Annotated in this window: 24 protein-coding genes and 1 pseudogene; 13 read left to right on the forward strand and 12 right to left on the reverse strand. The window is 45.5% G+C overall.

All coding sequences use genetic code 11. The features are described from left to right. Positions 1-11 precede the first annotated feature (11 nt). From recO to HUG15_RS09865, 10 genes are all read left to right on the forward strand, one after another. Positions 12-761 (forward strand): DNA repair protein RecO, encoded by a 750-nt coding sequence (gene recO, locus HUG15_RS09820; RefSeq protein WP_200128464.1) that lies wholly within the window; start codon positions 12-14, stop codon positions 759-761. 659 nt (positions 762-1,420) lie between these two features. Then, positions 1,421-2,308 carry a glycine--tRNA ligase subunit alpha gene (glyQ, locus tag HUG15_RS09825; protein WP_200128465.1) on the forward strand — a complete coding sequence of 296 codons (888 nt, stop codon included), beginning with the start codon at positions 1,421-1,423 and terminating at the stop codon, positions 2,306-2,308. Continuing rightward, complete coding sequence (glyS, locus tag HUG15_RS09830) at positions 2,308-4,392, forward strand: glycine--tRNA ligase subunit beta (protein ID WP_200128466.1); 2,085 nt, start codon at positions 2,308-2,310, stop codon at positions 4,390-4,392. The genes glyQ and glyS overlap by 1 nt, the downstream gene beginning before the upstream one ends. Before the next feature lie 70 nt (positions 4,393-4,462). Beyond that, positions 4,463-5,122 (forward strand): transcriptional regulator CcpN, encoded by a 660-nt coding sequence (ccpN, locus tag HUG15_RS09835; RefSeq protein ID WP_200128467.1) that lies wholly within the window; start codon positions 4,463-4,465, stop codon positions 5,120-5,122. After that, the gene (locus HUG15_RS09840) at positions 5,119-5,931 is read left to right on the forward strand and encodes a pyruvate, water dikinase regulatory protein (protein WP_200128468.1); all 813 of its coding nucleotides are present in this window, start codon (positions 5,119-5,121) and stop codon (positions 5,929-5,931) included. Before ccpN ends, HUG15_RS09840 begins: the two co-directional genes overlap by 4 nt. 394 nt (positions 5,932-6,325) lie before the next feature. Then, positions 6,326-8,176 (forward strand): DNA primase, encoded by a 1,851-nt coding sequence (gene dnaG / locus HUG15_RS09845; protein WP_246516573.1) that lies wholly within the window; start codon positions 6,326-6,328, stop codon positions 8,174-8,176. A 39-nt stretch (positions 8,177-8,215) separates the two neighbouring features. After that, on the forward strand, positions 8,216-9,331 hold the full coding sequence (gene rpoD / locus HUG15_RS09850; protein ID WP_200128470.1) for an RNA polymerase sigma factor RpoD: 1,116 nt from the start codon (positions 8,216-8,218) through the stop codon (positions 9,329-9,331). Between the two features lie 209 nt (positions 9,332-9,540). Then, positions 9,541-9,885 carry a c-type cytochrome gene (locus HUG15_RS09855; protein WP_200128471.1) on the forward strand — a complete coding sequence of 115 codons (345 nt, stop codon included), beginning with the start codon at positions 9,541-9,543 and terminating at the stop codon, positions 9,883-9,885. A 64-nt stretch (positions 9,886-9,949) separates the two neighbouring features. Then, a complete protein-coding gene (locus tag HUG15_RS09860; protein ID WP_200128472.1) occupies positions 9,950-10,672 on the forward strand; it encodes a tRNA (adenine(22)-N(1))-methyltransferase in 723 nt (240 codons plus the stop codon). Then, positions 10,669-11,790 carry a Nif3-like dinuclear metal center hexameric protein gene (locus HUG15_RS09865; RefSeq protein ID WP_200128473.1) on the forward strand — a complete coding sequence of 374 codons (1,122 nt, stop codon included), beginning with the start codon at positions 10,669-10,671 and terminating at the stop codon, positions 11,788-11,790. The genes HUG15_RS09860 and HUG15_RS09865 overlap by 4 nt, the downstream gene beginning before the upstream one ends. Before the next feature lie 1,055 nt (positions 11,791-12,845). On the opposite strand, the pseudogene HUG15_RS09870 reads toward HUG15_RS09865, so the two are convergent. From HUG15_RS09870 to HUG15_RS09900, 8 genes and pseudogenes are all read right to left on the reverse strand, one after another. Continuing rightward, positions 12,846-13,804 (reverse strand): annotated as a pseudogene (locus HUG15_RS09870) (4-hydroxy-3-methylbut-2-enyl diphosphate reductase). A gap of 114 nt (positions 13,805-13,918) precedes the next feature. Continuing rightward, positions 13,919-14,344: a hypothetical protein gene (locus HUG15_RS09875; RefSeq protein ID WP_200128474.1), complete on the reverse strand. Its 426-nt coding sequence runs from the start codon at positions 14,342-14,344 to the stop codon at positions 13,919-13,921. A gap of 160 nt (positions 14,345-14,504) precedes the next feature. Beyond that, complete coding sequence (locus tag HUG15_RS09880; RefSeq protein ID WP_200128475.1) at positions 14,505-14,807, reverse strand: site-specific integrase; 303 nt, start codon at positions 14,805-14,807, stop codon at positions 14,505-14,507. Positions 14,808-14,918: 111 nt separating this feature from the next. Continuing rightward, entirely contained in the window at positions 14,919-15,194 is a 276-nt protein-coding gene (locus HUG15_RS09885; RefSeq protein ID WP_200128476.1) for a tyrosine-type recombinase/integrase, read from the reverse strand. Beyond that, positions 15,194-15,532 (reverse strand): N-terminal phage integrase SAM-like domain-containing protein, encoded by a 339-nt coding sequence (locus tag HUG15_RS09890; protein WP_200128477.1) that lies wholly within the window; start codon positions 15,530-15,532, stop codon positions 15,194-15,196. The genes HUG15_RS09885 and HUG15_RS09890 overlap by 1 nt, the downstream gene beginning before the upstream one ends. Next, positions 15,442-15,639, reverse strand: coding sequence for an Arm DNA-binding domain-containing protein (locus tag HUG15_RS23645; RefSeq protein WP_425504037.1), 198 nt, complete (start codon positions 15,637-15,639; stop codon positions 15,442-15,444). The genes HUG15_RS09890 and HUG15_RS23645 overlap by 91 nt, the downstream gene beginning before the upstream one ends. 166 nt (positions 15,640-15,805) lie before the next feature. Then, positions 15,806-16,675 (reverse strand): DUF5067 domain-containing protein, encoded by an 870-nt coding sequence (locus tag HUG15_RS09895; protein WP_200128478.1) that lies wholly within the window; start codon positions 16,673-16,675, stop codon positions 15,806-15,808. Between the two features lie 148 nt (positions 16,676-16,823). Then, complete coding sequence (locus HUG15_RS09900; protein ID WP_200128479.1) at positions 16,824-17,138, reverse strand: hypothetical protein; 315 nt, start codon at positions 17,136-17,138, stop codon at positions 16,824-16,826. A 93-nt stretch (positions 17,139-17,231) separates the two neighbouring features. Between HUG15_RS09900 and HUG15_RS09905 the strand changes: the two genes are divergently transcribed. After that, a complete protein-coding gene (locus HUG15_RS09905) occupies positions 17,232-17,588 on the forward strand; it encodes a hypothetical protein (RefSeq protein WP_200128480.1) in 357 nt (118 codons plus the stop codon). A gap of 396 nt (positions 17,589-17,984) precedes the next feature. After that, a complete protein-coding gene (locus tag HUG15_RS09910) occupies positions 17,985-18,341 on the forward strand; it encodes a YxeA family protein (protein WP_200128481.1) in 357 nt (118 codons plus the stop codon). 54 nt (positions 18,342-18,395) lie between these two features. Here HUG15_RS09910 and HUG15_RS09915 read toward each other — a convergent pair whose 3' ends face one another. From HUG15_RS09915 to HUG15_RS09925, 3 genes are read right to left on the reverse strand one after another with little or no spacing between them, the layout of a single operon-like run. After that, the gene (locus HUG15_RS09915) at positions 18,396-18,683 is read right to left on the reverse strand and encodes a hypothetical protein (RefSeq protein ID WP_200128482.1); all 288 of its coding nucleotides are present in this window, start codon (positions 18,681-18,683) and stop codon (positions 18,396-18,398) included. A gap of 20 nt (positions 18,684-18,703) precedes the next feature. Next, entirely contained in the window at positions 18,704-18,946 is a 243-nt protein-coding gene (locus HUG15_RS09920) for a helix-turn-helix domain-containing protein (protein ID WP_200128483.1), read from the reverse strand. Beyond that, a complete protein-coding gene (locus HUG15_RS09925; protein ID WP_211202370.1) occupies positions 18,939-19,184 on the reverse strand; it encodes a hypothetical protein in 246 nt (81 codons plus the stop codon). Before HUG15_RS09925 ends, HUG15_RS09920 begins: the two co-directional genes overlap by 8 nt. Before the next feature lie 427 nt (positions 19,185-19,611). Between HUG15_RS09925 and HUG15_RS09930 the strand changes: the two genes are divergently transcribed. Continuing rightward, on the forward strand, positions 19,612-19,788 hold the full coding sequence (locus HUG15_RS09930; RefSeq protein ID WP_211202371.1) for a hypothetical protein: 177 nt from the start codon (positions 19,612-19,614) through the stop codon (positions 19,786-19,788). Between the two features lie 492 nt (positions 19,789-20,280). Here HUG15_RS09930 and HUG15_RS09935 read toward each other — a convergent pair whose 3' ends face one another. Next, positions 20,281-20,667 carry a hypothetical protein gene (locus HUG15_RS09935; RefSeq protein ID WP_200128486.1) on the reverse strand — a complete coding sequence of 129 codons (387 nt, stop codon included), beginning with the start codon at positions 20,665-20,667 and terminating at the stop codon, positions 20,281-20,283. Between the last annotated feature and the right edge of the window lie 111 nt (positions 20,668-20,778).

The raw sequence follows: 20,778 nt of genomic DNA on the forward strand, positions 1-20,778 counted from the left end.
GATGAGAGTCTATGCTTGAAAAACACGAAGGGCTTGTTATACGTGCGGTTTCCTACGGAGAGGCTAATATTATCCTCACGGTTTTCACAAAAGAGCGTGGAAAAATCGCGTTGATGGCACGCGGCGCAAAAAAAACAACCAGTCGCTTTGCGGCAGTTAGCCAATTGTTTTCATATGGACTATTTCATTTTCATTACCGGCCTTCTTCGATGAGCACCCTCTCGCAAGGGGAAGTTTTGGAATCGTTCAGCCAAGTGCGGGCGGATATAGAAAAAACTGCGTATGCCGCTTATGTCTGTGAATTGCTCGATGGGGTGACGACGGATCATGAAGCAAGCCCTTCCCTGTTTACGCTCGTTCTTACAGTTTTGCGCTTTCTGGAAAATGGAGAAGATGCTGAAGTTCTGCTTCGAATGGTTGAGTTAAAACTAACGAAAACGGCCGGAATTAAACCTGAGTTGGATCGGTGTGTGAATTGCGGGATAACCGCGGGAGATTTTTCATTTTCCGTAAAAGAAGCCGGTTTTCTTTGTGAAACGTGTAGCAAATTTGATACACATCGGTTTTTGTTAACGTCGAGACAAGTTCAATTGATGAGAACGCTTTACTATATCGAGCCCGAGCGGCTTGGACAGATTCGTGTGAAACCTGAAACGAAAACTGTGCTTCATCATCTTCTCGAATCGTATTACGATACATATTCAGGATTAATGCTAAAGTCCAAACGGTTTCTGGACCAGTGGCAACAATGGAAACCTTGACAACAACCGGTTATTGGCGTATGGTTTTATACAAAACAAATATTGACAACTATACTGAGAAGAAGAGTAGTACTTGGAACGCGGCAGTGAGTCAGCGATGTGGGATGGTGAAAGCCACAACTGCCGGTCCTCGGAAGGCGCTTTGGAGTATAACGACAAAGGGGCATCCGGCTGGCAAACGGGTGCAACTAGGGTGGAACCGCGGGAAAACTCCCGTCCCTAAGATAGTCTTGGGGGCGGGAGTTTTTAGTGTTGCTTGGTAGGTAAGAAAGTATAAATCAACTTTCTTACCTCCATAGGGACTGTTGAATAACGGAAAAAGACTGGCACATAAGCATTTTCCGTTGGTGTTGTCAAAGCTGGATGCACGAAAATCCATCCTATAAGCAGAAAAACTCTGGCAACGTACGGAGGGATGACGCTGCAATGGCGAGATTGCTACGGAAAAACGGACGCGTCAAGACCCCGCAGCGCCGGTTTTGTGCGAGGAGGCTTGACCGTTCTTCCGCGGAAAGTGAAGCCATGGAAGCGGCCTCCCGGCTTCAGCTGATATTTGCAAGTTGTTCAGCAATCCCTACATAAGTGCAACGAAGGCTTTCACTATAAAAGCTTGGCGAAAAGCCAAGTTTAAAAAACGAACCAAAAAAAGGAGTTTCGATATGAACGTTCAGGAAGTTATTTTACACTTGCAATCGTATTGGGCAAAGCAGAATTGCTTTCTTATGCAACCATATGATGTGGAGAAAGGCGCGGGAACAATGAATCCAATGACGTTTCTGCGAAGCATCGGCCCCGAGCCATGGAATGTGGCCTATGTGGAACCATCGAGACGCCCGTCGGACGGCAGGTATGGGGAAAACCCGAACCGTCTTTATCAACATCATCAATTTCAGGTCATCATGAAGCCTTCCCCGAATAATATTCAGGACCTTTATCTTGGAAGCCTACAGGCGCTTGGCATCAATCCCGAAGAACATGATATTCGTTTCGTTGAAGATAACTGGGAAGACGCTACCCTTAACGCCTGGGGGCTAGGTTGGGAAGTCTGGCTCGATGGCATGGAAATTACGCAGTTCACCTATTTCCAGCAGGTCGGTGGCCTTGACGCGGACCCTGTGGCGGTTGAGCTCACTTACGGGATCGAGCGGCTTTGCTCCTATATCCAGGATAAAGAGAATGTGTTTGATCTTGAATGGCAAGATGGATTTACATTCGGGGACATTTTTTATCAGCCGGAATACGAGCAGTCCATGTACACGTTTAAAGTCGCCGATCATGATATGCTCAAACAGTTGTTTATGACGTACGAAAAAGAAGCAGAAAGGATATTGGAAGAGCAGCTTGTGTTCCCTGCTTACGATTACATTTTGAAGTGTTCCCATACCTTTAATCTGCTTGATGCCGGTGGTGCGATATCGGTGACCGAGCGCACAGGTTATATCGGGAGAGTGCGGAAACTTGCAAAAAGATGCGCCTCCATTCATTACGCCAACCGGGAGAAACTTGGCTTCCCGTTATTAAAAGAGGAAAAGGAGGAGGCAAAATAATGACAAAACCTTTTCTATTGGAAATCGGCGTGGAGGAAATGCCGGCTCAATATATCGACGACGCGCGCGAACAATTACGTTTAAACATGGAAAAATGGCTGGATGACCATCGTTTGGCTTATCATACGGTGCACACCTTTTCCACTCCGAGACGGCTAGCTGTTCTGATTGAAGCGTTGGCCGAAAAACAAGAAGGGATCGTAGAAGAGGCACGCGGCCCCGCAGCGTCAATCGCCAAAGACGAAGCAGGCAATTGGACGAAAGCTGCCCTCGGCTTTGCGCGGGGCAAAGGCGTCGATCCGGAACAACTCGCCGCAAAGGAAACGCCCCAGGGTTCATACGTATTTGCAACCATTGAAAAAAAGGGGAAACCAACGGCTGAATTACTCCCGGATGCCGTGTCTCAAGCAACGGCACTTACATTTCCGAAAAGTATGCGCTGGGGGCGGGAACAATTGAGATACGTGCGTCCGATTCGTTGGTTGGTTGCGATGTTTGGCGCGGATGTTGTTCCTTACGAAATCGCGGGCGTGCAAAGCGGGCGTGAAAGCGCCGGGCATCGATTCCTTGGCGAGCCGGTATCCTTAAATGACGCCGGCGATTATGAAAAGGAACTTATGCGGGTGTTTGTACTGGCGAATCACGAATCTAGAAAAGCGGCGATAAAAAAACAGTTGGACATGCTTGAAGAGGAGCAAAACTGGCGAATCGGCAAAGATGAAGATTTGCTCGGGGAAGTTGCGAATCTTGTCGAATATCCGACCGTTTTGTACGGGACGTTTGACGAAACGTATTTGCGTCTTCCCGACGATGTGTTGATTACAACGATGCGAGAGCATCAACGATACTTCGCTGTGTATGATGCTGATGGGCATTTGCTCCCCTTTTTCGTAACGGTCCGAAATGGTGATCATCGTCATTTGGAAAATGTGCAAAAAGGAAACGAAAAAGTATTACGCGCACGCTTGTCGGATGCCGTCTTTTTTTACGAAGAAGATCAAGCACGCGCTTTGGAACAGTTTTTGGAAAAACTTGATCATATCGTTGAACATGAAAAATTGGGGAGCCTTGGGGACAAGCGTCTACGGACGTCGAAAATCGCTCGCCAAATGGCGGAAAAAGCAGGCTTAAGTAAGCAACTGACGGATGATGTCGCGCGATCGGCGAATCTTTTGAAGTTCGATTTATCTTCTCATATGGTCGATGAATTTCCGGAACTGCAAGGGGTCATGGGCGCAGATTACGCTCGGAAACTTGGGGAAAAAGAAACGGTTGCCACCGCGATTAAGGAACAATATTTGCCCCGATTTAACGGTGATGCGCTTCCGGAATCGACTGTCGGTGCGATTGTAAGCCTGGCGGATAAATGGGACACCATAATCACGTCTCTGGCGATTGGCCTCAAACCGACAGGCTCCCAAGACCCTTACGGGTTGCGAAGACAGGCGCAGGCCATCGTTCAAATCGCCAACCGCTACGAGTTTCCTGTGACATTTGAATCGATGTTGGAACTTGTCGTCCATGTGGTGCAAGAAGAGGGGCTGGCGGTTAATGGATCCAAGTTGTTGACGGAAGCCGGCGAATTTTTCGCTTTGCGGTTTAAGGCTTTGCTCTCGGATGAAGGCATTTCCCACGATGTTGTGAATGCCGTATTGTTCGCACCTTACGGACGTTTGGATACGTTATTCGAGCGAGCGGAATTTTTACAGAAACGGCACGGCTCCGATGAGATGAAAGCCGTTGCGGAAGCGCTCAGTCGTGTGAACAATATTGCCAAAAAAATTGAGGGACCAAAAATGAGCCTTCCTGATCCCGAGGCGTTTGAAAAAGAGGAGGAACAGGAGCTTTACGATCGATTCACAGCGCTTAAGAAGGAATTGCCGCTTTTATTGGAAGAAAAAGAATTGGCAAGTGCCTGGGAAGTTTTCGTAAAACTTACACCTGTCATTCACCGTTATTTTGACGCGATTATGGTGATGAGCGATGATGAACGATTGCGATCGAATCGCCTTCGGCAAATGCATCATTTATCAAAAGAAATCCATCGCTTTGCCCGTTTTCAATCGCTCGTATTTTCCGCGTAAGCAAAAGTCATTTCGGAGGCGAGAGGCCAAGAAGAGGGTATTCCAACCTCTAACCTCCAACCTGAATGGGGTGAGAACCATCGAATTAACGGATCGGCAAGAACGGATTTTGGAAATTGTGAAAAATGAAGGTCCGATCACCGGTGAACAAATCGCGGACCGCCTTTCCTTGACAAGAGCCACGTTACGCCCTGACTTAGCCATTTTGACTATGGTCAATTTTCTTGGTGCCAGACCGCGTGTCGGTTATTATTTTACGGGAAAAACAGGGGCAGAAGTTCCGCTTGCGGAAATAAAGGAACGGAAAGTGGGGGAATACCAGTCTATCCCTGTCGTTGTCGGGGAGTCCGACTCCGTATATGATGCAATAAGCGCAATGTTTCTCGAGGATGTGGGCACGTTATTTGTAGTTGATCAAGCCTCGCGACTGGCCGGGGTTCTTTCCCGCAAAGATTTACTCAGGGCAAGTATTGGCAAGCAGGAATTGGAATCGATGCCGGTGAGTATCATTATGACGCGGATGCCAAATATTACGGTTTGCAAAAAAGACGATTTGCTTATCGAGGCGGCAAGTCTTTTAATTGAGCGGCAAATCGACGCGCTCCCGGTCGTGAATGGCGAGGATAATCATCCATACGAAGTCGTTGGCCGTGTGACGAAGACAACAATGACGAAGGCGCTCGTTGATTTAGTGCAAACCGAGCGCCCTTTGGGAGGTGATCGTTCATGAATACGTTTCAACAGCATCCGATTGTTTATGTTATTTCCGACTCTGTCGGCGAAACAGCGGAACTGGTCATTAAAGCGGCAGCGAGCCAATTTGGGACCACAAACATTGAAGTGCGCCGCATTCCATACGTAGAAGATGAAGCAACGATCAATGAAGTGGTGGACCTTGCCAAAGATGTCGGTGCCATGATTGCTTTTACACTCGTCGTTCCTGAAGTGAAGGCCCACTTGCTTGCAACGGCAGAACGAAAACAAGTGGAAGTTGTGGACATCATGGGGCCGATTCTTGATAAATTGACCCATCTTTTGCAACTGCAACCGAAATATAAGCCGGGACTTGTTTACCGTTTGGACGAGGAATATTTTCGAAAAGTGGAAGCGATCGAGTTCGCCGTCAAATATGATGATGGCAGAGACCCAAGAGGCATTTTAAGCGCGGATATTATCCTTATCGGCGTCTCCCGCACTTCTAAGACACCTCTGTCCCAGTATTTGGCGCATAAAGGATTAAAAGTGGCGAACGTTCCGATTGTCCCGGAACTTGAACCGCCGGAAGAGTTGTTTCGCATCACATCCGATAAATGCATCGGTCTTCATATTCGTCCGGAAAAATTACACGAAATACGCTCGGAGCGTCTGAAATCGCTCGGCCTGAAAAAAGAAGCAAACTATGCGAGCATGGAACGTATCAAAAACGAATTGGATTATTCGAAAAAGGTTATGGAAAAAATCGGTTGCAGTATTATCGATGTGTCAAATAAAGCGGTGGAAGAAACGGCCAATATGATTTCCAATCATTTTACACAGTGAATCGACGTTAGCAATCTATAAAAAAATCTTTATAAAAATTTCCTCTAGCCATATGGAAAAACATTCGTTATAATAGAAAAACATGTGGTTTTGTGCAGAAATCCATCGATCAATGTTTTTACAGAACCTTCTCAGGGTAATAGATAAGTAGAGAAGGACGATCAATATCGTCGATCTGGACAAGCATGATGATCGATCGTGCACAAAATATGGGACGATTACTCACCTCTTATCGGAATGAAAAGGAAAATGACGATGAAAATGTCTAATGACGAAAATCATGTTAGAAAAATTGACTTATCGCTAAGCTTGGCGAAAAGCCAAGTTTTCTAATACGATCATCCGAACAATTTATACATTCTGATCGTGTTAAAAAGGTGGGGTGAGTTTTCTCGTGCAAAGAGCAATCCCTGAAGAAACAGTGGAGAACGTTCGCAGGCACACGGATATCGTTGATGTGATCGGCGAGTCGGTTCAGTTGCAAAAGAAGGGCAACTATCGGTACACGGGGTTATGTCCGTTTCATGAAGAGAATACCCCTTCATTTTCCGTCTCTCAGGATCGGCAGCTCTATTATTGTTTTGGGTGCGGTGCCGCCGGAAATGTATTCACATTTTTGCGGGACCTTGAGCAGGTCACATTTCAGGAGGCGGTCCGTACATTAGCGGAGAAAGCAAATATTTCCGTTGAAATCCCGGAAGCAACGTTTTCCGCGCCACAAAAACATCATTCTTTAAAAGAAGGGTGTCAATTGGCCGCGCGCTTTTATCATCACTTACTCATGCATACGGAGCAAGGGCGCGAGGCTTATAATTATGCCCAAGGTGCCCGAAATGTAAGCGACGAAGCGTTGCGTCACTTCCAGATAGGTTTTGCGCCATCGGAACGTGAAGTGCTATCCCTCCTTTTGAAAAAACGTGCGTTTGACCTTTCCGAGATGGAACAGGCAGATCTGGTACAAAGGACGGAAGATGGACGCGGTCCGTATGATCGGTTTAACTCCCGGCTTATTTTTCCGATATGGGATATGAGTGGGCAGCCGATAGCCTTTGGGGGACGCGCGCTTGATAAAGCATCTTCTGCCAAATATTTAAATAGCCGGGAGACGCCCATTTTTAAAAAAAATGAAGTGCTTTATGCGTACCACCTTGCACGCCCGGCAGTGCGAAAACGTAAATTTGTCGTACTGTTTGAAGGTTATATGGATGTTGTATCGGCTTGGATGGCCGGTGTGGACAACGGGGTGGCTACACTTGGAACGGCGCTTACCGGTAAGCAGGCACAATTAATCCGCCGTTTATCCGAGCAAGTGACCATTTGTTACGATGGCGACTCCCCCGGGGAAAAAGCGGCGATACAAAATGCGGAAACGCTGGAGGCAAACGGTTGCCACGTTAAAATTGCGCCCATGCCCGCCAATCAGGATCCGGACGATTATATTCGTGATCAAGGTGCCCATGCTTTTAGGCAAAACATGATCGAGGGTGCCCACTCCGTATTATCCTTTAAAATGAACGCTTATAAAAAAGAGAAAAACGTTCAGCGGGCAGGAGATCGCAAGGATTATATCGAATGGGTACTTGAGGCGCTTGTGCAAATAGGCAGCCCGGTGGAACGTGAATTTTACCTTAAGCAATTATCGGAAGAGTTTTCAATATCCCTGGAAGCATTAAAACAGGAACAGCATCGTATGTATCAAAGGGTACGTGGCAAAAGCAAGGCTTTCTTTAATCGCCGGGAACAAGAAGCGGGCGGGGGAAGTACTCCTTCGCAAAAGAATCTCCTCCCCGCATTTCACAATGCCGAGCGCGCCCTCTTGCAAATGATGATGGAAGATGAAGCTTGGGCCGAAGAGGTAAAGCAGGAAATTGGCGGGGATTTTAATGTGGATGAATACGCGGCCATTGCAGCTCACTTATTCGGTTATTATGGTGAAGGACATCCGGCGGGAAGCGCCGGTTTCCTGGACTATCTGGAAGACGGTGAACTTTCGTCCATTGCTGCCGAAATCGCGATGCAATCGGGAGGGGAAATGAACCCGGAAGCATTTGCGGATTATATTCATCAGGTTAAGAACTACTCAAGTTGGGTAGAAATAGAACAAAAAGAACATGCGCAAAAAGAAGCTTTGCAAAAAAATGATGTAGAGACGGCAACAGCGCTCGGTCAGGAAATTATTGCGCTGCATAAAAAGCTCGGGCGCAAAGCGGTGCGCCCCCGGTATTTGCGTGCGCATTTGCAATAGAAGGATTGTGTTTTTTGGAATTGGAAGGAGGGAGATCGAATGGCAGAGAAACCACTACGTCCGTTAGCGGAAGGTGAAATGTCCATCGATCAAGTCAAAGAGCAACTCGTAGAGCTCGGCAAAAAAAGAGGGGTACTCTCTTATGCAGAAATAACGGAAAAACTTGCGCCATATGATCAAGATTCGGAACAAATGGATGAATTTTTCGAGTACCTGGGAGAGCAAGGGGTCGACTTGCTAAATGAAGGCGAGGAAGTCCCCAGTATGGAACAGGTCGAAAAGGAAGAAGACCATGATCTGAATGACCTTAGTGTCCCGCCCGGAATCAAGATTAATGACCCGGTCCGAATGTATTTAAAAGAGATCGGGCGTGTTCCGTTGCTTTCCGCCGATGAGGAGATCGATCTCGCCAAGCGAATAGAGGATGACGACGAGGAGTCGAAGCGGCGTCTTGCCGAGGCAAACCTGCGTCTTGTCGTCAGCATTGCCAAGCGCTATGTCGGTCGCGGCATGCTGTTTCTCGACTTGATTCAAGAAGGAAACATGGGGTTAATCAAAGCCGTGGAAAAATTTGATTATAACAAGGGGTTCAAATTCAGCACGTATGCGACGTGGTGGATTCGCCAAGCGATCACCCGCGCGATTGCCGATCAGGCGCGAACGATTCGCATTCCGGTGCATATGGTTGAGACCATTAATAAATTAATCCGTGTCCAGCGTCAATTGCTCCAAGATCTCGGTCGGGAACCTACGCCTGAAGAAGTTTCCGAAGAGATGGATTTAACGCCCGACAAAGTGCGTGAAATCTTGAAAATTGCCCAAGAGCCCGTTTCCCTGGAAACCCCTATCGGCGAAGAAGATGATTCCCACCTCGGTGATTTTATTGAAGACCAGGATGCACAGGCGCCATCGGACGCCGCTGCCTATGAGCTCTTAAAAGAACAATTGGAAGACGTGCTCGATACGTTAACCGATCGGGAAGAAAACGTTTTACGTCTGCGATTTGGGCTTGATGACGGGCGTACGCGCACACTTGAAGAAGTAGGCAAAGTGTTCGGCGTTACCCGCGAGCGCATTCGTCAAATCGAAGCAAAAGCGTTGCGCAAATTAAGGCACCCAAGCCGCAGCAAACGCCTAAAAGACTTTATGGAGTAAGTGCCACGGGTTACTCCGTATTCGGAGTGACCCAAACCTTTTCTACGACTTATTTATAATAGTACCTAGATTCAGCAGAAATTGCAAATGTTTCCAAACCAAAGGGCAAAATAACGACAATTTCAGGAACAACACCTGTTTTTCTTTTCTTCCGATGTATTTTCCGATAAAATATAAGGCGACATAGATCAAATAGAGGGTGTGATTCGGTGAAAGGACAACCATTAATACCATTTTTACTTATTGCCGTTGCCGGTATCTCTCTCATGTTAATTCTTTCATTTGTAGGTTTAGGCGAACCTGCAGAGGAGGAAGAGGGAGAAGAGAATGGTGAAGAAGAATCAGTTGATGCCGGCGCTGAAATTTATGAAGAAAACTGTTTGAGTTGTCACGGCGAAAACATGGAAGGGGATTCCGGTCCGGAAATTGAAGGGCAAGGCGTTGATGAGGTCATGACCGCGATCGAGGAAGGTCCCGGGTCCATGCCCGAGGGTTTAGTCAGCGGTGAAGATGCTGAGGCCGTTGCCGAGTATGTAGAAGAAGGTGGGGAATAAGCCCCTGAGAAAAAGGAGCCCGGAACCCGTGCTCCTTTTTCGTATTGGAAAGAGGGGACGTAACGTGAAGCAAATCCAACAGCTGTCATTACGCTTGCAAACGATTGCCCGAGAAGTGCCGAAAGAATCGCGCTTGGCGGACATAGGAACTGACCATGCACAGCTCCCTGTAGCATTAATGGCCGACGGGCGTCTTCGATTTGCTGTAGCCAGTGATGCCAAGGCAGGGCCGTTTCAAACAGCTCTGCGTCGTGTGGAGGCAGCCGGTTTCAGCGATTCTATTTCCGTACGGCACGGGGAAGGCCTGCAAGCGTTGGAGGTCTCTGACTGTATTGATGTTCTCGTCATCGCTGGGATGGGTGGCAGGTTAATCACGGACATATTGTCAAAAGGGGCAAATAAACTGGAATCCGTACAAAGGCTCATTCTTCAGCCGAATGTGGCTGCGGACATGGTAAGAGAATGGTTGTATGACAACGAATGGACGTTGATGACGGAACAAATCGTACAAGAGGAACAATTTTATGAAGTGTTAATAGCAGCAAAAGAAGATGGAGAGGGTTATCGGGACGCGTACGCGAATAAAAATTGGGATGATGCGATCCTATTCGGTCCAAAGTTGCTTGAAAAAAAGCCCGAGGTTTTCCGGTTAAAATGGGAGCAGGATCTTGACCATTTGGAACGGGTGTTGCAACAAATGAATACTTCGATTGAGCGGACGGACATTGGTCAAGAACGCGCGCGTATTAAAAATCGAATCGACAGAATCAGGGAGGTTATAAAATGAGTGCGATACCGAGTGCTCGTAATGTGGTTTCTTTGCTTGAAAAATGGTCTCCCCAACATTTGGCTATGGAAGGGGATCCTGTCGGCTTGATGCTCGGCACTTTGGATAAACCTGTGAAAAATGTGCTTGTCACGTTGGATGTTACAGAAGCGGTAGTGGCCGAAGCTGTTGAGCAGGACGCAGATCTCATTATCAGCCATCATCCCCTTTTGTTTATGCCTTTGAGGGAAGTGGATACGTCTACCCCGAAAGGACGCGTCATCCAACAATGTTTGCAGCATGACATCACCGTTTACGCTGCGCATACCAATTTGGATATCGCGCCGGGCGGGGTGAATGATTGGTTGGCGGATGAAATGGGGATCAAAGAGACGAAGATTGTTGTCCCGACGAAAAAAGATCATCTGTACAAACTCGTGGCATTTGTTCCGGAAGAAGACGCGGACCAAGTACGGAGGGCATTGGGAGATGCGGGAGCCGGCCACATCGGCGATTACTCCCATTGCACGTTTAACAGTGAAGGCACGGGCACATTTATCCCAGGCGATGAAACCGACCCTCACATCGGAAACCGTGGGGAATCAACCTATGTCGCGGAGAAAAAAATAGAAACGGTCGTCCCCGATTCCATACGGGCGCATGTGCTTGATGTGCTTAGCCGTGTCCACCCCTATGAAGAACCTGCGTATGATCTTTATCCATTGGAGCTTGAGAGCGAATTTTTTGGTCTTGGCCGAATCGGAACGCTTGCTTCTTCGATGAAGCTTGATACATTTGCTTCCTCTCTAAAAGAGGTCTTTAACGTAGAGGGATTGCGGGTTGTCGGTGATTTAGGGCAAAACGTACAAACCATTGCCGTTATTGGCGGAGACGGTAGCAAATATTGGCCACAGGCGTTGGCAGCCGGGGCGGATGTGCTGGTGACCGGAGACGTTAAGTTTCATACAGCTCAGGATGCAGAAGCTGCCGGGCTTGCGCTCGTCGACCCCGGGCACCATATCGAAAGCATCATGAAGCAAGCCCTTGCCGCCCGATTGGGGAAAGATACGCAAGCGAGTGGCTATCAGCTAAAAATTACTGCTTCGGCCGTTGATACAGAGCCGTTTACATTTTTATAACATTTAAGGTCGAACAGCTTCTGTTCGACCTTAAATGTTAGATTGGGATAACGACAGGGATTCAAGGTTAAAGCTGTTCGCGGAGCAGATATACATAGGGACTGCTGAATAACGGAAAAAGTGGCACATAAGCATTTTCCGTTGATAAATGCTCCCGCTGCGGAAAAACACGACGCTTTCCGTGGGCTTGTGCTCAGCCTACTTGTTAGAAAACTTCGCTTTATTCTGCGGGACCTTCCCACTGCACTTTCCCACAGTCTCCATGTTTTTCCTCCACTAGTGCAAGGTGGCTTAATTACCTAATCATGGAGACAGTTGGAAGAAGTTCGGTCGACAACGCTTCTGGCGCCCTAACGGACAATTTACCGCATCATGGCGACCGAAAAAGCGGTCGGTTCTCGTGTTCGGTCGCCATAACCGTTTTATGACGACCGTAATAGCCTGAATCGAAAGAATTCGGGCGTCATATCCGCTTCATGGTGACCGAAAAGGCTTGTATCAAAGATATTCGGTCGGCATGGCTGCCTCATGGCGACCGAACGAGCGATTGGCTTTCGTGTTCGGTCATCATGAACCGTTTTTGGTGACCAGGGAGTCCTGCTTCGCAAGAAGACATTCGGTCATTGACGATAGCCTTTGATACCTTAATTCGGGCTGCGGCAGTTTAATTCAATCGACCACTGACCCGAGTTTGAAGCCCTAATCCTGTCTTCCGATCGTCGGTGTGACCGCTTATTTTCGACAGGCTGCACTAGCTAGTTGTCATGACCACATTTATTCATAGATTTCAACCATTCATGTTGGTGTTGAGTCAGTAAAGAACAGCCAAAATAGCGATTACCCATCGTGGCGGCGCCGAATAACGGAGAAGTGCCGAAAATATGGCGCCAAGAGCGATTGATGAAGCCCTTTTCCGATGCATTCAGCTGATTGCGGTCGTCATGATGAGCCGTGCATGAAGACTTTTTCAGTACGTCCAGCCGATTCCGGGCACCCGGCGATCATTGGGAGGTAGACATAAAAAGCCTCACCTGCTCAGGCGAGACTTTTCTATTTTACCGTGCTCTCGATTTGGAGTTTTTGCGTAATGGTGGTAAAATTTTGGTTCCTAACGCTTTTCTTTCCGGTTTCCACGTTGATGAATCTTCCGGGTCGTATTGGTCTAAAAAGAGAATGACTTCCCGTGCAATGGCTGTGGGTGTGGATGCGCCGGCGGTTACGGCTACTTTTTGGACCCCTTCCAGCCATTCCAATTTTAATTCACTAACATCGGCGATGCGGTACGCATTAGTATGGGCGATGTCTTTTGAAACTTGTGCCAACCGGTTTGAATTATTGCTTTTCGGGTCACCGACCACGATGAGCAAGTCGGAATCGCCGGCTTGATCACCAACAGCTTCTTGTCGAACTTGCGTGGCCTGGCAAATTTCATTGTTGACTTCAGCGTGCGGAAAACGCTCGATCGTTCGATCCATAATATCGGAAACATCCCACTGGCTCATGGTCGTTTGGTTCGTTATAATGATTTTTTCCCTTTGCAAATCCAGCGTTTCGACATCATCGACCGTTTCAATAAGGTGAACGTGATCGGGGGCGACGCCCATGGCTCCTTCCGGTTCCGGATGGCCGCGCTTTCCGACATAAACGATGTCATAACCCTCGGCTTTTTTCTCTTTGATTAAGTCGTGGGTATGCGTAACGTCCGGACAAGTGGCATCAATGGTCGTTAACCCTTTCTCGTCGGCTAATTTCCGGACTTCCGGAGACACACCGTGGGCGGTAAAAATAACCGTTCCATTTTCCACTTGTTGAAGGATTTCAAGTCGATTCGGTCCGTCAAGGGAGATAATGCCTTCTTCTTCGAAAGCATCGGTAACGTGTGTATTGTGAACAATCATGCCAAGGATGAAAATCGGTCTCGGCAATTCTTTATCTTCAGCTGCTTGGCGAGCAATGACCATGGCATCCACGACACCATAGCAATAACCCTCGGAGCAATTTTCTTTACTTCCATAGCCAAGTCCTCCAATACGTATATGCTATTGGATATTATACAGCCATTCGCCCGGAACGTAAATGAAAAGGACGGTATTTCCCGTCCTTTTCATGCCCGATCTCTCCGCATCGCTCACACATATAGCTTCGGAGGTGGTTGTGCCCCTTCTTTTAATGCAAAGGATGGGGAAGGATCCTCTTTTTTTTCTTGCGAAGCATTAGCGGGAGCGGCTGATTGCGGAGCGTTTGCATTTTTAAGCACTTTGCCCACTTGATTTGCCTTTTGGATCATTCCCGGTATCTGACGCACCATAGGCCCGTATTTTTGAATCATAGGCAACCATTTTCCTGCGTTTTGAATCATCGGAATAAAACGTCCGATCGATCCGAGACCGGCACCGCTTTGTGCGAGGCCTGCTGCCGGAGCTGCCGGGAAACCGCCGCCTCCCATCATAGGCAAGGCTGCGGACCTGGCGGAAGCTATGGGTGTCGCCCCAAAAGGCATCGGCGGCGGAAAGGGGGGAGCTCCCATCGGCATCATCGGAGGTGGTCCGAACATAACAATCCCTTCTTTCCCTTCTAAATAATAAAGAGTGAGGGAACACTCTTTTTGTGATAAAATATGTGGCTCGCCTATAATTTGCGCATGTCAATTTAACGTTTATACGCTGTATCCCTTGTTAATAACGGGGTACAGCTATTTTATTTTCTTTTTACCGTCAGGAGTTTCCATCTTTAAATTTGCCTAATGTCACCAATTTGTCACCCAAAGTTTCATCTTGCATATAATTTGCGAATGTTTGTGCACTCTTTTCTTGCTTCGTTTCGGTGACATGTGTATAGATGTCTAATGTCATTTTTATGTCGGAATGCCCCAAACGTTCCTGTACATCTTTAATGTCTACGCCTGCTTCAAATAAAAGAGAAGCATGGGTGTGTCTCATCCCGTGAATGGTAATGGGGTGCATGTCCAGTTTTCGTATTGTCCGTTTCAAAACTTCGTTCGGTTGCTTCAACCGCATATATTCGCCTGCGATTCGGCGCGGAAACACCAGCGGTGTTGTTGCACATACCCAACGTCAGCAACTTCCTGTGTGCGCTCTGCATGCCATTCTCGGAGGGCTGAGATAGTATTAGTCATCTAATGATATAAGTCGATGCGCAGATGATGTTTTTGGGCGCTGCACCTCTCCATAATCCATGGATAAGGTTTTATTGACGCGGATTGTGTTGTTCCTAAAATCTACATCATTCCATGTGAGCGCCACGGCCTCACCTTTACGGGTGCCAGAAAACAGCAATACCCGAAAGAGCGTGCGAAAATCAGTAGACAGCACAGAAACGGATCGGCGCAGAAAATCGTTGACTTCCTTTTTCGTCCAATAATTACGTTCTTTCTGACTTTGCATCAATTCCAGTTCACTTTTTTCGGCATGACAACATAGTCCATCGGATTCTTAGATATGATGTTTTCTTGAATAGCATACCGGAAAATCATCGTCACCTTTGTTCGAGCAGGTTGTACAGTGCCAGGAGACATCTTTTTGATAAATTCTTGACAATGCCCACGCGTGATTTTTTTAATCTTCATTTTACCGAAATGGGGGAGTATGTGATTTTTAAACATGCCTTCCGTATTGGTGATCGTCGTCTGCTTTAATTGTAGCTTGTGAACTTCCCGCCACCCATAAAAAAGTTCCTCAAATGTAGGGTCCCTGTCACCTTCAAACGTGAATGTACGCTCCATTTCAGCAGCCGCAGCTTGTGTTGCTTTTTTGTTTTAAAACCGCCCTTGCTTTTTTGCTTATACTTACCTGTCCTCGGATCGACGCCCACCTTTATGTAGTACGTCACGTATTCCCGCGCTTCCGAAACGATGCCATTTTATATCGCTCCTTCCAGTAGGATCTTTGATTCGATTTGCAGCATTCGTCTTTTTTCTTCCACAACACACTAATATCAAAACTCATGTTCGATAATCGCTTGAAAGAAAAGCCCTAATGAAAGGGCTGTGTGCGTTTTACTCTACATCATCTAAATCAATCGTTGTTGTATATGGTTCGCTGTCAAAAGAAATCAGGACGTCCAATTCTAATTCGAGTTCTTTGTCCATATCGTCAATTCCGACCGTTGTTTCTGCTCCTTCTACTTCTCCGCCGGGCTGCACGTCACTTTGTCCAGTACCCAAATCAACGCCTTCGACTACGCCTTCTCTTCCGGTTTCGACACCATCTTGATAGCCAGTAAAGCTAAATGTCATATGCGGAGCTGCGTTTTCGTCAGAATCATTCACCCAATCGTACTCAATAACAAGGACGTCATCACCCTCATGATCGGTGCTCAACGCGTAATCTTGAACGGTCAATGTATAATCATCGATCTCCATCGCTTCTCCTTCGACTATCTCTGCGTCCTCATCGTCACCTTCGATTGTGTAATAATCCCCGAAAATAAGATTACCGTCTTCTAGGTCATCGTGTTCAATGTATTCTCCATTTTGACCATAGATTTCTTGGATATCATCCGGTTGCATTTCTGAAAAATAACCCAAAAGAACTTCTATCTCGCCCTCAGTAAAATCACTTACGTCTATTTCTTCATCGAATGAACCATCTTCAACATTAAAGATTCCATCTTGTTGATCGCCATCGGAGTCAGTGACTCTGTATTCAATTTCCGTTCCATCCTCAAAGTTTGTTTCGCCTTCAACAATGATGCTATCGTTTTCCATCGCACTTTGAGGCTCAATCTTTATTTCATGCGTTTCTGGTTCTTCTTCCTTAGTTTCTTCTGCTTCTGCTTCCTCGGCACCATCTTCGTTGTCGCTTTCACCACAAGCTGATAAAACAAGTAACGCCCCAAAACCTAATGCCACTAAGTATTTTTTCATACATATAACCCCCTAAATATAATTACAATTGACATGATACTATATGTTTTGAAACTTTTGTAGTAATACGCAGAAACTATTTCCATCAATAATTTGTTGTAATAGTCTCATCTTCTATATCAATAATAAATTCTTGATTTTCGTCGTATTAGCTGCGAGGGATGAACGAGATTTTTACAACGTCTTCGACATTTTCTAACTTGTAAGTTGAATCAACAGTGACTCTTCCACCTCCAGAAGGTATTTCTCTGTAAACATTGGAGTTAGTGTCTGAATGACCTCCCGCAACTTCATCTAAAAGTTCACCGCGTTGGTGTATATCCATGCCGCTCGCCATCAAAAATACAGCTTCGACATTTTCGTCGGAAAGTAGAGTGTTCGTCCAGTAAAAACGAAAATCCATTAACAATTGATCGCCTTCTTCGTAAATATCAGCCTCAACTGCTTCTACCGAAAAACTCATAAAAGATAGAGTTTCATCGGATTCGATTGTAAGATCAATTGGATCTTCATCAGAATCTTCGTCTTCCTCAACTTCGTCCTCGTTCTTTCCGTATTGACTGAAACGTTATTCATGGATTCGAGTTGGGACACGGATATTTTCAGCAATAACACAAGCCAATTTGTAGAGAATGCGGCGGCAGGTCATGCAAAAGCGATTGCAGATGTAGCAGGGTTGAGCGGATCGTATCAAGGTGGATCTGGCGGCTCAGGCGGTAGTGGCGTACCTCGCTACGGAGATAACAACGAATCCTTTGCCGATTATCATAGCGACTGGTGGGGCGATGAAGGTCCGCACATCAGAGCCATACAGCGATTGTTACAACTAAATGGCGAGTTGTCACGCGGGTCAGGGTCAATAGATAGCATATTTGGTCAGCACTTCATAGAGATTTTGAGCATCTTCACTTAGGGCTTCGATATCCTCTTCGGAATTGTTATCAAAGTCATGAATGTCTAAACTTTCCCGTACTTCTTCTTCGGCATCAAATGTTTCCCCGTCCTCCGGTAGCTTCTTCGGCTACGGCGTTGTTTTGGGCTAACGGCAGACTGAAGGCCATGAGTGTCACCATAAAAGAAAGACCCTCGATGGACCACGTTTCGTGACAGTCATACAAAACACTCCTTTAAAAATATGGTGGAAATATTAAACAATATTATCTGATTTTATATTTTATTTATTTTTATAGGTTATGTCACATCCCCTTTATCTTTCAATAATGTAAGGCAGTGTAAGGAAAATCGATTCTTCCTGTTATGAATTTGGTGTATTGTAAAAGGAGCAGATTCATCATGAGGAGGAGAGAAAATGAAGAAAGTATTCATTGTTATTCTTGCATTCTTTTTATTTGTTGTGGCAGTGCCAATTGGCATTTATTTTTCTGTGGATGAAATGACTCGCGTTAACCTTAACCCTTTTACAGAAGAAGAACAATGGTATGTGCAGGTAGATTCAGAGGGAATAATAGGGGAAGAAGAACAGGGTGCAGTTTATTATGAACTCCTTGCCATAAATGAGGAAGGGGAGCAAAAAGACATTGAATTCATGGCACTTAACGAATTAAAAGAAGATGCGTATATACAATTAATTGTCGAGGAAGAGATCGTAACCACGTATGAAGAGGTACAAGAAGCAGAGGTTCCGGATCATTTTAATGCCAATTAACGGTAAAGAACCCACTTTTTGGAACTTGGCACCGGTTTATTTATTGTATAATGATTAGCATGTTGTATATAATATAGAGGTAAGAAGCCAATGGGGAGCCTTTGCGGGCTCCCTTTTATCCAATAAGTTTTTTATACGATCCTTTAACTCTTCCTCGCTTCTAAAATCATTTAGCATCGTAAGCGTTGCGTTGATTTTCTCGCTATTCCGGAAATAAACTTCGACATCGACATGACGGGCAGATGAAATCATTCTATTTTCATTTTTATCAAAGCTCTGAACAAACCCGGAAGGATTGCTGTTATTGATCGCGTAGGTAAAATCTAAAACTTCATTACTCATTTGTATCTATCCCTCCTGATTTATTTATCATAAGGTCTATATTTATCTCGTAATGACTTGGATTCCTCTAATCGCTTATCAAGATCTGATTTTAGAAAAAGCCGATCACGCGGTATCTCCTTAATAATCTCCACCTTCTCCCTTTTTACAAGGGATTGGAGTGCCTGTTTAGACACTCCAAGATATTCAGCTGCTTCCCCGGATGACAAAACGTTCTCTGATACATAAGATTTTAACTCATCGATGGAATTGAATTTAAGCATGCGTATCCTTCTTTCTCAAAAAGTCATAGACGATCAACCCGCTCGTCAGGAACATGGCCGTACCATTCATTCCATTTAAGATGGTATTGTCGCATACCGTTGTCACAGATAACATGGCTCCTGTTACAATGATGCTTCCCAGTATTATTTTTTGCATAATGATTAAGCTGGATGTATAATGATAGTAGGAGAGGGGGCTTACCCCTCCGATGGTTAGGTCTTGGGGCTGTCTTTCCACTGTTTTACGATCCACGCAATCGTCAGTGTAAAGAAGATGGCCTGCAAGACCCTTAATATTTCATCCAGCATTTGTTCACCTCCTTTCTAACTAAGTTCTTTATAGCAAATCTATTTAAGAAAGTAAACAGATATTTGTGTCCCCCTTTAAATTTTTATATACATAACAAAGTTCCGCAAATAAAAAAACACGAGCCGGAGCCCGTGTTTAATACAGAAAACCTTATTTATGCCACCAATATTTTTAAGTAAAAGGTTTCTGCACATCTTATTGTCTCCATTATTTAGCAGATTATTCTAGTGAATCGTTTGTTTTTTATACAAGTAGGTACATGCATTACAAGCAATATACGATCTTACATAAAGTGTTGTATACCTCATAAGAAAGGGGGTATGCAAAATGTCTAATAAGTGGGATGACCTCGTCTTTGGACTCGACTGTGATGGTGATCGATACAAGTGTAAATGCGAAAAAGAAAAAAATAAGCACGATAATTGTGGATGTAACAAGCGCCACGATCACTGCGGATGCAAGAAAAAAGACGACCACAAGCGGGAGTGCACAGTCAAGTTCTATTTTGATTGTGACTAATTGTAACCTGTAACCCTTTGATGTCCTCCTTTAACGATCCCTTGGCAGATGTCAGGGGATCGTTTTCTATACATGCAAAAAACCAGGGTGTTAGGCCCTGGGTTACTTATAAAAGACATCATTCATAAACCATGACGACGAATTTCGTTCTCAAGTTGTATAAGAAAATCTTTGTCTAAATTTAGCTCGCTCTCTTGTAAGCTTCGGTTAGTAATTCATCAGATAAGGACTTGAGGGTATTCATGTTCACCTGCTTATAATCTATTGGATTTCTCTTTTGCATATTTTTCAGTGAGCCATTCCAGGAATTCTTTTTCATCATCTGATAAACCTCGTCTAAGACCATCTTCGAATTCACGTTCTAAATTAACGTATATAGATGTTTCGAAGTCTTTGATCAAATTCCTATGAACCCCCTAACGCAAACCGAGCTTATCTTTAGTATATAATAACCTAATTTTTGTTCAACTAAAAACACGAGCCGGAGCCCGTGTTAAAATGTTTCTCAATTAGATTGTCTATACGTTACAACACCAGATGTTTCTTCGACGAGTCTCGAAACAATGTCGCCGTAGTATGTTCCGGGTAGCATATTAGTAAATATAGCTGTACCGTCTGTTCCCAATGATTTAAATTCTGTGCATTGTCCTGAATCGGCATTGCACAAGCGGATATCAACAACATCAGCTAGTGGCGCATCAACATGAACTTCTACACCAAACCGGTTGGAACTTGCTACTTGTCCGTCCCATTGACCGTCGCCTGTTTGGAAGGGAAATGAACTCACATATTCAGCAGAAGCATCATCTGCAAATGTCGTTGATGGTAGCCCGGTAAATGCAAAAACGACTACAAATGACATCAAAAAAGCAGCAAAACACTTTTTGATCATTATTCACACCTCCTTTACGTACATTAAACAATATTCGCAAAATAATCACAATAGGTAGAAAATCTAACTTAGGTTAGTTCAAAAGAATCGTCATATCCAATATTATTGAAG

This window comes from Salicibibacter cibarius (assembly GCF_016495725.1).
Lineage (GTDB): Bacteria > Bacillota > Bacilli > Bacillales > Marinococcaceae > Salicibibacter > Salicibibacter cibarius.

What these genes read in the sequence shown, in the direction of transcription:
- HUG15_RS09880 (WP_200128475.1), bottom strand. Translation starts at nt 14,807, where the DNA reads ATGCGGTTGAAGCAACCGAACGAAGTTTTGAAACGGACAATACGAAAA.
- HUG15_RS09910 (WP_200128481.1), top strand. Translation starts at nt 17,985, where the DNA reads ATGAAGAAAGTATTCATTGTTATTCTTGCATTCTTTTTATTTGTTGTG.
- HUG15_RS09840 (WP_200128468.1), top strand. Translation starts at nt 5,119, where the DNA reads ATGAATACGTTTCAACAGCATCCGATTGTTTATGTTATTTCCGACTCT.
- rpoD (WP_200128470.1), top strand. Translation starts at nt 8,216, where the DNA reads ATGGCAGAGAAACCACTACGTCCGTTAGCGGAAGGTGAAATGTCCATC.
- HUG15_RS09920 (WP_200128483.1), bottom strand. Translation starts at nt 18,946, where the DNA reads ATGCTTAAATTCAATTCCATCGATGAGTTAAAATCTTATGTATCAGAG.
- HUG15_RS09875 (WP_200128474.1), bottom strand. Translation starts at nt 14,344, where the DNA reads ATGTTCGGACCACCTCCGATGATGCCGATGGGAGCTCCCCCCTTTCCG.
- recO (WP_200128464.1), top strand. Translation starts at nt 12, where the DNA reads ATGCTTGAAAAACACGAAGGGCTTGTTATACGTGCGGTTTCCTACGGA.
- HUG15_RS09890 (WP_200128477.1), bottom strand. Translation starts at nt 15,532, where the DNA reads ATGGAGCGTACATTCACGTTTGAAGGTGACAGGGACCCTACATTTGAG.
- glyQ (WP_200128465.1), top strand. Translation starts at nt 1,421, where the DNA reads ATGAACGTTCAGGAAGTTATTTTACACTTGCAATCGTATTGGGCAAAG.
- HUG15_RS09915 (WP_200128482.1), bottom strand. Translation starts at nt 18,683, where the DNA reads ATGAGTAATGAAGTTTTAGATTTTACCTACGCGATCAATAACAGCAAT.
- HUG15_RS09935 (WP_200128486.1), bottom strand. Translation starts at nt 20,667, where the DNA reads ATGATCAAAAAGTGTTTTGCTGCTTTTTTGATGTCATTTGTAGTCGTT.
- glyS (WP_200128466.1), top strand. Translation starts at nt 2,308, where the DNA reads ATGACAAAACCTTTTCTATTGGAAATCGGCGTGGAGGAAATGCCGGCT.
- HUG15_RS09865 (WP_200128473.1), top strand. Translation starts at nt 10,669, where the DNA reads ATGAGTGCGATACCGAGTGCTCGTAATGTGGTTTCTTTGCTTGAAAAA.
- HUG15_RS09885 (WP_200128476.1), bottom strand. Translation starts at nt 15,194, where the DNA reads ATGCAAAGTCAGAAAGAACGTAATTATTGGACGAAAAAGGAAGTCAAC.
- HUG15_RS09895 (WP_200128478.1), bottom strand. Translation starts at nt 16,675, where the DNA reads ATGAAAAAATACTTAGTGGCATTAGGTTTTGGGGCGTTACTTGTTTTA.
- HUG15_RS09900 (WP_200128479.1), bottom strand. Translation starts at nt 17,138, where the DNA reads ATGAGTTTTTCGGTAGAAGCAGTTGAGGCTGATATTTACGAAGAAGGC.